The 12,785-nt window shown below is 38.9% G+C and carries 13 protein-coding genes; 7 read left to right on the forward strand and 6 right to left on the reverse strand.

The genetic code is table 11. The features are described from left to right. Positions 1–64 precede the first annotated feature (64 nt). The gene (locus ACS604_RS16120; protein ID WP_238612669.1) at positions 65–235 is read left to right on the forward strand and encodes a hypothetical protein; all 171 of its coding nucleotides are present in this window, start codon (positions 65–67) and stop codon (positions 233–235) included. A 1-nt stretch (position 236) separates the two neighbouring features. On the opposite strand, the gene ACS604_RS16125 is transcribed toward ACS604_RS16120, so the two are convergent. The 5 genes from ACS604_RS16125 to ACS604_RS16145 all read right to left on the reverse strand — a co-directional run bounded on the left by ACS604_RS16125 (position 237) and on the right by ACS604_RS16145 (position 5,871). Beyond that, positions 237–1,436 (reverse strand): BaiN/RdsA family NAD(P)/FAD-dependent oxidoreductase, encoded by a 1,200-nt coding sequence (locus tag ACS604_RS16125; protein ID WP_111855911.1) that lies wholly within the window; start codon positions 1,434–1,436, stop codon positions 237–239. 117 nt (positions 1,437–1,553) lie between these two features. After that, on the reverse strand, positions 1,554–2,435 hold the full coding sequence (locus tag ACS604_RS16130; RefSeq protein ID WP_474772244.1) for a 1-aminocyclopropane-1-carboxylate deaminase/D-cysteine desulfhydrase: 882 nt from the start codon (positions 2,433–2,435) through the stop codon (positions 1,554–1,556). A gap of 64 nt (positions 2,436–2,499) precedes the next feature. Next, positions 2,500–3,621 (reverse strand): HlyD family secretion protein, encoded by a 1,122-nt coding sequence (locus tag ACS604_RS16135; protein WP_474772245.1) that lies wholly within the window; start codon positions 3,619–3,621, stop codon positions 2,500–2,502. 40 nt (positions 3,622–3,661) lie between these two features. Continuing rightward, on the reverse strand, positions 3,662–5,305 hold the full coding sequence (locus tag ACS604_RS16140) for an MFS transporter (protein ID WP_474772246.1): 1,644 nt from the start codon (positions 5,303–5,305) through the stop codon (positions 3,662–3,664). Continuing rightward, on the reverse strand, positions 5,302–5,871 hold the full coding sequence (locus ACS604_RS16145) for a TetR/AcrR family transcriptional regulator (protein ID WP_474772247.1): 570 nt from the start codon (positions 5,869–5,871) through the stop codon (positions 5,302–5,304). The genes ACS604_RS16140 and ACS604_RS16145 overlap by 4 nt, the downstream gene beginning before the upstream one ends. A 178-nt stretch (positions 5,872–6,049) precedes the next feature. Here ACS604_RS16145 and ACS604_RS16150 point away from each other — a divergent pair, with 178 nt between their 5' ends. The 3 genes from ACS604_RS16150 (at position 6,050) to ACS604_RS16160 (ending at position 7,340) form a co-directional block, all read left to right on the forward strand. Then, the gene (locus ACS604_RS16150; protein WP_474772248.1) at positions 6,050–6,673 is read left to right on the forward strand and encodes a LysE family translocator; all 624 of its coding nucleotides are present in this window, start codon (positions 6,050–6,052) and stop codon (positions 6,671–6,673) included. A gap of 162 nt (positions 6,674–6,835) precedes the next feature. Beyond that, entirely contained in the window at positions 6,836–7,024 is a 189-nt protein-coding gene (locus tag ACS604_RS16155) for an NF038215 family lipoprotein (RefSeq protein ID WP_217487255.1), read from the forward strand. Further along, positions 7,005–7,340 (forward strand): EF-hand domain-containing protein, encoded by a 336-nt coding sequence (locus ACS604_RS16160; protein WP_004794282.1) that lies wholly within the window; start codon positions 7,005–7,007, stop codon positions 7,338–7,340. Before ACS604_RS16155 ends, ACS604_RS16160 begins: the two co-directional genes overlap by 20 nt. Positions 7,341–7,448: 108 nt before the next feature. Here the strand turns inward: ACS604_RS16160 and metG are convergent, their stop codons facing one another. After that, a complete protein-coding gene (metG, locus tag ACS604_RS16165) occupies positions 7,449–9,515 on the reverse strand; it encodes a methionine--tRNA ligase (protein ID WP_174741599.1) in 2,067 nt (688 codons plus the stop codon). 393 nt (positions 9,516–9,908) lie between these two features. Here metG and ACS604_RS16170 point away from each other — a divergent pair, with 393 nt between their 5' ends. The 3 genes from ACS604_RS16170 (at position 9,909) to ACS604_RS16180 (ending at position 12,761) form a co-directional block, all read left to right on the forward strand. Continuing rightward, positions 9,909–10,409 carry a hypothetical protein gene (locus ACS604_RS16170; RefSeq protein WP_013198830.1) on the forward strand — a complete coding sequence of 167 codons (501 nt, stop codon included), beginning with the start codon at positions 9,909–9,911 and terminating at the stop codon, positions 10,407–10,409. Between the two features lie 145 nt (positions 10,410–10,554). Continuing rightward, entirely contained in the window at positions 10,555–11,745 is a 1,191-nt protein-coding gene (gene apbC / locus ACS604_RS16175) for an iron-sulfur cluster carrier protein ApbC (RefSeq protein WP_004794276.1), read from the forward strand. 143 nt (positions 11,746–11,888) lie between these two features. Next, positions 11,889–12,761 carry a 5'-methylthioadenosine/S-adenosylhomocysteine nucleosidase gene (locus ACS604_RS16180; protein WP_474772250.1) on the forward strand — a complete coding sequence of 291 codons (873 nt, stop codon included), beginning with the start codon at positions 11,889–11,891 and terminating at the stop codon, positions 12,759–12,761. The last annotated feature ends 24 nt before the right edge of the window (positions 12,762–12,785 follow it).

Below are 12,785 nucleotides of genomic sequence, written 5' to 3' on the forward strand. Positions count from 1 at the left end.
CACTCTATATTGAGTGGTCGTTCTTTTTTGACCGTTATAAAAACAAATAAGTGAGGAAAATACGATGAAGAAACCAGGTCGTTTTTTAGCACCGATTGTCATTGCCGGAATTACGGTAGGTTTTTTAGCAAGTGCTTATAAATTTGTATTTAGTAAGTCGGAAAGCTCAAAACAGACTACTTCTCAGCCACAAGATTCATCGAACGCATCAAGTGGTTCGAAAAACTCAAATTAGCTTATACATATTGGGCAGCAGCATAGGCAGAAGACCAAGCCCACTGGAAGTTGTAGCCCCCTAAATGGCCAGTGACATCAAGCACTTCTCCAACAAAAAACAGTCCTTTCTGCTTTTTACTTTCCATGGTCTTAGAAGATACTTCTGTTGTATCTATTCCACCTAAAGTAACTTCAGCGGTACGATATCCTTCTGTGCCAGATGGTTTAACTGCAAAGCCATGTAACTGCTCGGCAATATGATCTAGCTGTGCATCACTGATATTGCCAATCGCTATTTCGCTCTGTTCTGGCCATATGAGTTGTTGTAACTCTTGGATAATACTTTTGGCAGTAAACTCATTAAGAAGGGTACGTAATAAGACTTTAGGCTGTGCTTTCTTTTTATCTTTTAAATAGGTCGCTAAATCTTGGCTTGGGAAAAAGTCAATTTTAAAACTTTCGCCTGAGTTCCAATAGTTTGAAAGCTGTAAAGAACTTGGTCCACTTAAGCCACGATGGGTAAATAATAATGCTTCAGTAAAGCTATTTTTTGAGTTGCTTAACGTCACATCCAAAGCATTACCACTTAAGCGTGTGGTCACTTCTTTAATATGATCTGAAAAAGTAAATGGAACTAAACCTGCACGGGTTGGAAAAACTTGATGGCCAAATTTTTGTGCTAGTTCATAGCCAAATCCAGAACCACCCAAAGTTGGAATGGATAAGCCACCAGTGGCAATAACTAAAGAATCACAAGTGTAATGTCCTTGATTGGTGTTTAGTGAAAACCCACCTTTTTCTAAGGGTGTAATTTGGCCAACTTCGCAATGGGTTTGAATATCCACATTTTTGGTTTTATTACACTCACTCACAAGCATTTCTAAAATTTCTTTAGCGCCGTTTAGCGTAAATAATTGTCCGTGTTTACGTTCTTCATAGGCAATTTTGTAGTCACATACTAAACCGATAAAGTCCCAGTTGCTATAGCGTGACAGGGCAGAAATAACGAAGTGCGGATTATGAGAAATATAGTTGTCAGGTTCGACATACAGATTGGTAAAGTTACACTTACCGCCACCTGACATTAAAATCTTTTTACCAATTTTATTGGCTTTTTCTAAAATTAAAACCGAGCGTCCACGTTTAGCAGCATGTGCAGCCAACATGAGTCCAGAAGCACCTGCACCTAAGACAATGACATCGACATGACTGTTAGACATAAGAGATTCTCGATTAATCTTGAAAATTAAAAAGGGGCATATACTATCATGCCGAGCCTTAGTCATGCTAAAGACATTTACAGCTCTGGTGAATAAGGCTCCCTAAATATTTGTGAGTCAGTAGCTTGGTTTATTTCTTATATCTGCTTGTAAACCACCAGAATGAATTGCCAGAATACGAGTTCCTGCAGGGAAGTAATTGTTCTTGATAAGGTCAAACAGACCGAACATCATTTTTCCCGTATAGATCGGTTCAAGGGGTACAGCATATTGTTCTTCGAAATTTTCTATAAATGTCAGTAAATCAGATGAAGTTTTTGCATAACCACCGCAGCAATAAGCATCTGTTAACGACCAATTCTGTTTATTAGTCCACTGCTGAATGTCTTGTTGTAGAAAGTCGCCTTTTAATGCTGAAAATCCTAGAATCTTTTGATGCGGTGCACTTCGTTCAATGAGCCCTGAAATTGTGCCTCCAGTTCCAACCGCACAGCAAATTACATCATAGTTTTGTAAATCGCTTTGACTGAGAATTTCCTGACATCCTTGTACTGCTAGCTCATTAGAACCACCTTCAGGAATAATGAAAGTTTCAGGAAATTGATTATGTAATTGTTGAAGGTAGGTTGCGTCATCCCTCAAGCGATATTCAGTGCGTGAGACAAAATGTAAATGCATTCCTAAACTTTGAGCTTTTGCTAAGGTTGGGTTTAGAGGCCGGGTTGCTAATTCCTCACCACGAATAATGCCTATACTTTTAAAGCCAAAAAGATGAGCTGCATACGCAGTTGCGGCAATATGATTTGAATAAGCCCCACCAAAAGTCAAAACGCCTGATAACGCTTGTTGTTTTGCGGCAAGCAAATTGTATTTTAATTTGAAAAACTTATTACCCGAAATTTGAGGGTGAATTAAATCTAACCGCTTAATGTCGAGATGCAGGGGATAGGGGAGTTGAATATGTTGATAGGGAACTGATTGAGCAATGTGATCAAACATTAGAAATTGAGAAAATAATGATTGATCACATTGTAACTTTTTAAATAGAACTTTAAAAAGCTGTTTAAGAATTTGTATCGACAGAAGTAACCACTGACATGCCTGGGCGTAAATGCTCCATTCCTTCTTGATTTGGATCAATAGTAATGCGTACGGCAATTCGTTGCACAACTTTAGTAAAGTTACCTGTCGCATTGTCAGGTTTTAACACACTGAACTCGGAGCCAGCAGCAGGCGAGATCTGCTCAACATGTCCTGTAAATTTTTTGTGTTTCATCGCATCGACTGTAAACCATGCCTTCTGACCAATTCGCATATTGGCAATTTGGGTTTCTTTGAAATTGGCAATCACCCAAGTTTGCTGTGGAATGAGGTAGAGTAACTGTGAGCCTGCTGCTACATATTGCCCAACACGAGGATTAACTTCACTAAGTTGGCCATCCATCGGAGCAACAATAACGCTATAGTCTTTGGTGGTTTGTGCTTGGTCTAACTGTGCTTTAGCACTTGAAACTTGTGCTTCTAAACCAGTTTTTGCAACTTGTGCTGTTTTAAGTGCTTCATTTGCAACTAATACATTAGCTTCTGCTTGCTTAAGTGCTGCAAGATTATTTTCAGCATCTGCTGCGGCTTTATCTTGCTCAGATTTAGAAGCTGCGCCACTGTTTCCTAGCTGTTGATAGCGTCTAAGCTGGGCTAAAGAAAGTTCATATTGAGCTTTGGCTTGATCCACTTTGGCTTGTGCCGCCACAATGTCAGCTTGTTTCTGGGCAATGGATTGCGTTTGATTGGCTAAGGTATTTTTAGCTTGCTCAACACCTGATGCTGCTTGTGTTACTTTTTGGTCGTAAGTCGTTGCATCAATATGCATGAGTACTTGACCTTTTTTGACATGATCAAAGTCTTTAACGACTACATCTTTAACGTAACCATTAATTTGTGACGATAAAATCGTGGTTTTACCTTTGACATAACTATTGTCAGTTTGCTGAACACTCGTTGCAAATGGCCCGATTCTCCATGCCCATAAAATCACTAAAATACCGACAATAAGAACACCTAACATCCATAACAGTGTTGAGCGTTTTGTCGGAATCAGTTTACTTGTAGGTGCAGGTGGAGGTGTTGGCTCGTTGGCGGGTGCCTGAGCTGGTGTTGGTTCCGGTTTGTTTTGATCATCTGACATATATCAATCTCAATTTCTATTTCATCAAATACGAAAGCCATTAAGGACGGCTAATTCCTCTACGTTGTAGATATTTACTACGTGCAATATTAAATCCACCCCATAAGAGTAGGGCGATGGCAAAAATACCGTTTAAAGCAATAACATCATTGTAGGCACGAACTTGTGCTTCACGAGTGACCACTTGATTAAGTGAACGCATAGATTGAGCGGTTTGTAATGCTGGGTCAGTAGTCGTGATTGATGCACTGCGTTGATAGGTCGAGAGCCTTTGAGCGACTAGAGGGTCTGCTTGTTCTAAATCTTTAATAATCTCTGCCTGATAGTTTTGCGTACGATGTTGTTGATAGGTCGAGAAGAAAGAAGACCCAACAAGACCACCGAAAGTTTGGGTAGCAGAAAATAATACGATAAAGGTCACTACGTAAGATGGGCCTTTAGCCAAAGTTTGGGCAAAGCCAATAAGCAGTAGCGGTCCAATAAATAAACCACCTGCGAAACCTACTAAGAATTGACTTGCAAAGAAGTTCACAGGTCGGACGTCACTAGTTAGGTGATAATCTAGTCCACAGGCAACCAGAATAAGGAACTCTGCAAAAAGTAAGTGGAAGATAATTCGTTCGCGTGAAAAAGTAAGTGCACTAAAAAGTGTTCCGCTTAAAATTCCCACCAATATGACAACATAAAGTGGCACAAATTGGTCAGGACCCATTCCCATTGTTTTTAAGAAGTTAACAGCAGCGTAGCTTTGTTCAGACATTAAAAGTCGGATAGCAAAAGCACCAAAAATGAAACGTAAGGTCGAAGCAGTACCTAACCAGCGTGTCATAATTAAGGGATTGGCACGATAGTGTTCGTAGAGTAAACCTAAAACGACTAAGCTAAAACCTGCAATCAAGACGTAAGCAAGCCATTCACTATTAAACCACCATAAAATTGGGCCTTGCGTGAGCACAATACACAAGCAGGCAAAGCCAGGAGCCAATAAGGCAAAGGTAAAGAAATCTTGCTTCTCAAAAACATAGATTCTTAAGCTACGTGGTAATTTCAATGAAACAACCATCGCTAAACAACAAAGTGCTAAACCAAGCTCAAAGGTGTAAAGAACAGACCAACTGTCTGTACTGACAAGAAACGGAGAAATAATCCAAGCTAACGGTACGCCAAGTTGCTGAAAGCCAAATGCGATATATATTCCTTTCGCCATGTCTGCTTTTTTAAAAGCTTGCATGGTGTAATACATACCTAATGAGCTGAGTGGTGCACCAGCCAAACCTGCTACAACCCGTGCGAATAGTGCCATTTCATATGTGTGTACAAAAATATGTAAAACCAGTACGGCAATAAAAATAACGAGCCCTATTTCTGAAAATACTCTCAGACCATATTGTTGTCTGGCTTTAAATAAAATCAGGTTTGAGCTGACATTTGCCATGACATATGCCGCAGGCAGCCAAGCAGCTTCGGAAGGTGTTAGTCCATATTCACCTTGGATTAAGGGTAAGTTTGCCGTAATAAAACCATTACTTAAGCTTGCGGAAAGCGCGACAAATAAACCGATAAAGAAGTAAATAAACCGCTTAGGTATAGAATGCGCAATAGCTGCCGGTGAGCCAGGTAGAGTCGGTTGCTCTTCTGGTGTCCAGTCGGGTGGTGTTTCTAAATAACGAGGCGTTTTACTCATTCTATCCCTCGAATTTTTTGTATTTGAATACCATGAAATAGTAATTCAATTGCTCGTTTTGCTAAGCGAGTCTGTTCTTCTGGTTCATGTCCTTGAAATGAAGAACTCAACATAGCAGTGACCATTGCATAGTCATCAGCAGTGAAATCAGCTCGGCATAATTTTTGTTCTATCGCATTTTCAATCAGTGGGTTAAGTGCATTATTCCGCCGTTCATAAATTTTTAACATAATTGGGTCTTGTCGATCAATTACTCTCCAAAAATCTTGCAAAATTGCGAGCTTGGGAAGTTGCCCAATGTGTCCTTCAATTAAACGAAATAAACCGTCCTCGAATTGTTGAAAATGAGCTGCTTTTTGCTCTAGCTGTGTAATCGCACGCTCTAAAAGTGCGCTAATTAAAGCCTTGCGATCACAAAAGTTGCGGTAAAAAGTTGCTCTGCCGACACCAGCGTGGTCAATTACAACTTGTAAGGGAACATTAATACCATGAATACGAAAACATTCTTCGGCTGCATTGAGTAATTCATCCCGATTATGGGCAGCAATTTTTTGACGTTTACTCATGTCATCGATTGGGGAGTTTCAAAGGTTATATATTTAACGGACATTTTTGTCCGTTGTGAAGATATAAATTGTAAAAACATGAAAATTCAATTTTCAGCATTTATATCTTCTGCATTTTTATATGCGTCATAAAAAGCTGTTAGAATACCGCGCAATTGCGTGATGCTAGGTCAATACAATGTTTGAGTCCCTTATTCCTCTTTTTTCAATTGCCATGGCATTGATGCTTGGAGCAATAAGTCCTGGGCCAAGCTTTATTTATGTGGCACAAAATTCAATTTCTAAATCACGTAAACATGGGTTGTTTACAGCATTAGGGACGGGGACAGGCGCAGCTCTGTTTGGCCTGTTAGCTGTTATGGGGTTACAAGCCGTTTTATTGGCAGTGCCTTCTGCTTATTTGATTTTAAAAATTGGTGGTGGGCTGTATTTGCTTTGGCTGGCTTTTAAAATTATTAAACATGCTAAAGAACCAATTGCCATGGAAAATGATGGCAAATCAAAAATGACCTATAAACAGGCATATCGTTATGGTCTTATTACGCAGTTAAGTAATCCGAAAATTGCAGTCGTGCTAGCGAGTGTATTTACTGCTTTGTTACCAAAAGAAATCCCAAATTATTACTACGTCGCATTACCAGTGATTTGTTTTTTGATTGATGCTGGTTGGTACTCATGTGTGGCAATGCTGCTCTCTTCAGAGAAGCCTAGAACAATGTACTTAAAAGCAAAAACTGGTGTTGACCGAGTAGCTGGAAGTATTGTGAGTGTATTAGGCTTAAAGTTAATTTTCTTCAAATGATAAGTCTTTAATTAAAATATCTAAAAAATCCAAAGCCAGCTATTTATAGTCTGGCTTTATTTTTGCGTAAAATATATACAAATTGAAATATCTTTTTTAGCACTTAAACACTTTAAAAGTGGTAACTTAATAAATAAAACAAAAAGAAATGAGGATCACGTTATGAAAAAACTAATGGTGAGCATTTATGTAGTTTTTCTCATCTTAACTACAGGATGTGAGATGAGAACAATGAGCAAGCAACAGCCAGCAAGTGAGCGGACCATGAGTATTGTGGGTACTCCGGTTCATGAAAAAGATTATAAAATTTCCGATATACAAGTGAATAATCATGAGCAAGCTAACTATTAAGTTACTTGCTGGATGTGCAACTTACTGTATTTTGAATATGGTAAATGCATGTGAGCCTGCTTCTTTAGATTGGAAGCTTTTTCAGGAAAAATATGATTTAAATCATGATGGCATGTATAGCCTAAAAGAATTTCAACGTGTTGAAGATTTCTATCCTTACAACTGGCCCAGTGATAAACGTTTTCAAGGCGAAAATAAGCAAACAGAGCTATTTCATTATCTAGATGAAAATAAGAACGGTTATTTAACAAATGAGGAGTTAGGAAACATACATGTTTTATTTAATAACCCTTGTGAAGGGTGGCCGTGGTCATAATTTGAAAGTACTCGCTTTCTAAATTTATTTAATATTTTAATTCACTCAGTTTTGATATTTCTAAAATAAAAAAGCTTCCAATTTAGGAAGCTTTTTTATTAAGGCTGATTAAGAAACTTTATCGCCTGGTTTTGCACCGTTATCTGGAGAAATAATGAAAATACCTTCACCATTTCCAGCAGCAAGTACCATTCCATTTGAAATGCCAAAACGCATTTTACGTGGTGCAAGGTTAGCAACCATGACAACCAATTTACCTTTTAAATCTTCTGGCGCGTATTGGCTACGAATGCCACTGAATACATTGCGTGGTTCAGCTTCACCAACGTCTAACGTCAGTTGAAGTAATTTATCTGAACCTTCAACTGTACCTGCTTCCACGACCTGAGCAACACGCAAGTCAACTTTTAAGAAGTCCTCGATACCGATAATTTCAGCTTCACCCACTGCTGGAGCAGGGGCAGCTTTTTTCTCGGCAGCTTTGTCCTTTTTCGCCGCTGCTTTAGTTGCTTGTGGAGCAGGAGTACCTAAAGACTCTTTAGATGCATCCACCATTGCAGCAACAGCTTTTGGATCAACACGTTGCATAAGCGGTTGGAACTGTGCAATCTCATGGTTTACAAGAATTTGTTTACGTGACTCGAAATTGAAGCTCTCAAGTTTTAAGAAACTTTGAACTTGTTCAGCCAAAGTTGGAAGAACTGGAGCTAAGTACACCGCTAATTGACGGAATAAGTTGATACCAACTGAGCACACTTCAAGAACTTGTTGTTCTTGACCTTCTTGTTTAGCAAGTGCCCACGGTTTTTTCTCGTCAATATATTGGTTTGCACGATCAGCAAGCGCCATGATTTCACGAATAGCTAGTGAGAATTCACGTGCTTCATATGCACTAGCGATTGAATCGCCTGCATCAATAAAGCTTTGTACCAATTCATGTTCTGCACATTCAGCAGATAAAGTATTGTTAAAGCTACTGTTGATAAATTTAGCGCAACGGCTAGCAATGTTGACTACTTTACCGACTAAGTCAGAATTTACTTTTTGAATAAAATCATCAAGATTTAAATCAGAGTCTTCAACCTTATCTGAAAGTTTAGAAGCAAAGTAGTAACGTAAATATTCTGGATTCAAATGCTGTAAATAAGTCTCTGCTTTAATAAATGTACCGCGAGACTTAGACATTTTTTGTCCGTTCACCGTCAAGAAACCATTTACAAATAAGCCTGTCGGAGTGCGATAGTTTGCACCATCTAACATTGCAGGCCAGAACAATGCATGGAAATAAACAATGTCTTTACCAATGAAATGGTAAACATCGTTTTGACTGTCTTTTTTCCAGAAATCATCAAAGTTTAAATCTGGGCGTTTAGTTTTAATGTAATTTTCAAAACTAGACATATAACCAATTGGCGCATCTACCCAAACATAGAAATATTTATTTGGCGCATCTGGAATTTCAAAACCAAAATAAGGCGCATCACGAGAAATATCCCAATCGGTTAAACCTGCTTCAAACCATTCATCGAGTTTGTTTGCAATCGAGACAGGTAAGCGACCTTCATCACGGGTCCATTTCTGTAAATACTCAGCAAAGTTCGGTAGTTTGAAGAAGTAGTGATCTGATGATTTTTCAACTGGTGTTGCACCACTTAAAGTCGAACGAGGGTTAAGTAACTCGGTCGCATTATAAGTTGTACCGCAAACTTCACATGAGTCGCCGTATTGATCTTCTGATTTACATTTTGGGCATGTACCCTTAATGAAGCGGTCAGATAAAAACATGCCTTTTTCTGGATCAAATAATTGAGTTACAGGGCGAACTGCAATATTTCCAGCTTCACGGTTTTTAATATAGATATCTGTTGAACGTGCTTTATTGGCATCGCTATGCGTTGAATCATAGTGATCGAAATGTACACCGAAGCCATCAAAATCACGAATATGTTCTTTCTGAACGTTCGCAATTTGCTCCTCAGGGCTAATACCGTTTGCCTCAGCACGTAGCATGATGGCAGTACCATGAGCATCATCCGCACATACATAAGTCACATCATGACCCATTGCCCGCATGGCACGAACCCAGATATCTGCCTGGATGTAACCGAGTAAATGACCCATATGAATTGGACCATTAGCGTAAGGAAGGGCATTAGTGACTAAAATTTTACGCACGGATTTCATTCTCTCATTCGTATTTATAAGGTGGAAGATTTTAACTGATGAAGGAGGAAAAACAAAGCAACGCTTTGTCCGACTGCAAGACGAGAGCTAAGCTGGAGTGGTGGGATAAGCAAAGGTTAATAATCTTTCCCCCAAGCGTAAGGCGAGAGCTGTGCTTGAGTGGCGGAATAATATCTTTGTTGGGCAACAATGAGTATTCGTAAAAATCGGTTTTTTAATTGCGCAGTTATTTCTCTTTAGAACAGATAAACAAATCGAAAAATATTTGAATCTTCCTGTATTGTCTTTGTTTCAAATTGCAGTTACGGTCAGAAAACAAGCCATAACGATGTATAACTAATAACTTATTCAGGTAATTTTTTAATTAACTAGAGGATAACAACGATGACTACTGAAAATAAATTAGATGATTTAAAGGCAAAAGCGGCAGATGCAAAAGTTCAAGGTGAAAAAGCTTTGGATGATTTAAAGGAAAATGTAAAAGAGAAACAAGCTGCTGGTAAAGAAGCAGTTGAAGATACAGTAGACAAATTAAAAGCAAAAGCGGCAGATGCAAAAGCTCAAGGCGAAAAAGCTTTGGATGATTTAAAGGAAAATGTAAAAGAGAAGCAAGCTGCTGGTAAAGAGGCGGTTGAAGATAAAGCAAGTGATTTGAAAGGCAAACTTGAAGATGCTCAGCATACTCTGCAAGATAAGTTCGATCATTTACGTACTGAGGCAAGTCATAAACTTGATGATGCCAAAGCTAAGGCAGCAGAGCTAAAAGATGAGGCTGCAACAAAATTTGATGAGTTAAAAACTCAAGCAACAGCAAAATTTGACGAGTTAAAGAAAACAGCAACTGATAAGTTAAATAAATTGAAAAACCATGATTCTGCTGAATAAGCTGATCTAAACTAAAATCTGCACTCCTTACCTAAAAGATGAGATTGTAAGTGAGTAATTATTCATCCCAAGGTGAGCGAGTGCGGACCAATACTGTTACACTATCTCCATTAAGCTGTAATGATCTGTTTTTGGAGTAAACAATATGTCTTGGCTTTCTTCTCTAAAGTCTGTTTTTTCACCCGCACAAGAAGTGAAAGAAGATGAAATCCAAACCGTACTCCAAAATTATTTACTACCCCATTCAAAAGATGCTTTAAAAGATCGCATTAGTCAGCTCCAAGTTCAGGGGCGTGTATTACAACTTACTATTAATACCTTTCCTGATGAAAAAGAGCACTTGCAGCAAATTCATGATGATTTAGCAATGGCTTTAGAAAAGTGTGGTATTGAAGAATTAAACCTACATGTAGTGCAACAGAAGCGCCCTACACAAGAAAGTTCAAACTTACCTCCTGTGCTTGATGCTTCACCTAAATCAGAACCAGATCCGAATAATCCCCCTATTCAAAAAGCTGCTCCCCAACAAAGAGATGTTCCGCTTCATCCACGCATTAAGCATGTTATTTTAGTTTCATCTGGTAAGGGCGGTGTTGGTAAATCGACAACTACGGTCAATTTAGCACTTGCCTTGCAAAAAATGGGACTTAAGGTTGGGGTTTTGGACGCTGATATCTATGGCCCAAGTATTCCGACAATGCTAGGTAATGCAGGCAAAACACCTCTTATAGAAAGTGAAAATTTCGTGCCTTTAGATGCCTATGGAATGGCTGTGTTATCGATTGGACATTTAACTGGTGATAACAACACACCTGTCGCGTGGCGTGGACCAAAGGCAACGGGTGCTTTAATGCAATTGTTTAATCAAACGCTTTGGCCTGATTTAGATGTATTGATGATTGATATGCCACCAGGCACTGGTGATATTCAACTCACGCTTGCACAGCGTATTCCAGTTACTGGTTCAATCATTGTGACTACACCACAAAATGTTGCATTATTAGATGCAACTAAAGGAATCGAGCTATTTAATAAAGTTGGAATTCCAGTATTAGGGGTCGTTGAGAACATGTCGACTCATATTTGCTCTAACTGTGGGCATGAAGAGCAAATTTTTGGTATTGGTGGCGGTGACAAGCTCTCTGAGCAATACCATATTCCATTATTAGGTCGCTTGCCTCTAAATGCTCAGATTCGTGAGCATGCTGATCAGGGTAAACCTAGCGTTGTAGCAATGGATGATGCAGCTGATAGTTATATTGATATTGCTAAAGCGATGTGGGAACAGATTGAAAAAATCCCTCAACGCACACGTGATGATAAACGTATTTTTTAACTTATTAAAACCCGACGTAAAGTCGGGTTTTTTATTGTTTGGTTAAAAGAAAAATTTAAAGTACTGAATCTTAATAACAAAGCTAAACTTGAAATTGGCATATAGATTGCTACTTTACACTTTTTAAAAAGAAAGGGTAAAAAATGCAATTTAAATGTGCTTTTGGCGTAATCAGTTTATGTAGCGCCCTATTTTTAGTTGGATGTAATGATGACAACTCATCCGTCTCTCAAACACCAACAATTCAGGAACAAAAACAGAAATTACAGCCGATTGTTATTCAAGGTGCCTTACCTGTAGAGTCGGAAAGAATGGCTTCAAAATTAGAGAATAAGGTTGTTGAACAAATTGGTGGGTGGACATTCTGGAAGGGTACCTATAACGGTTATCCAATGATTATTTCTAAAACGCGCATGGGAATGAGTAACTCGGCTGCTGCAACTGCTTTAGCTATTGAGCGTTATAAACCGATTGCGATCATTAATCAGGGAACAGCAGGTGGGCACGACCCAGATCTACACGTTTATGATATCGTTTTAGGAAAATATGCGACCAATATTGGTGCATTTAGAACTCCTAAACAGCCATTGGGTGCTGGGTCAAATTCGCTCACTTGGGTTGAAGCTTTTGATGTTTTGCCAACAGAGGAGTCTAATCCAGAACCGATTGCAATACGCAAATTTGAAGGTGATCAAGAGCTGTTAATGGCGGCACATAAAGTCCGTTATGACAAAGGTGAGGTAGTTGAGGGAACGATTGGTTCAGCAGATGTTTGGAATAACGAACTTGATCGTATTCAATTTTTCCATCAGCGTTATGGCACTTCAGTTGAGGAAATGGAAGCGGCATCAGTTGCACAAATTGCAAGTCAGTTGAATGTTCCTTTTCTAGGAATTCGAATTTTATCTAATAATATTACCAATAACGGAGCTTATGACTCAGGTACGGGAGAGGCTTGCCAAGAGTATGTACTCAATGTCGCCGAAGAGTATATGAAATCAAAACTACCAAAATAATAATTTAAGACTTAGCAAGAAGCT

The organism is Acinetobacter sp. Li1LvA2 (assembly GCF_056156705.1).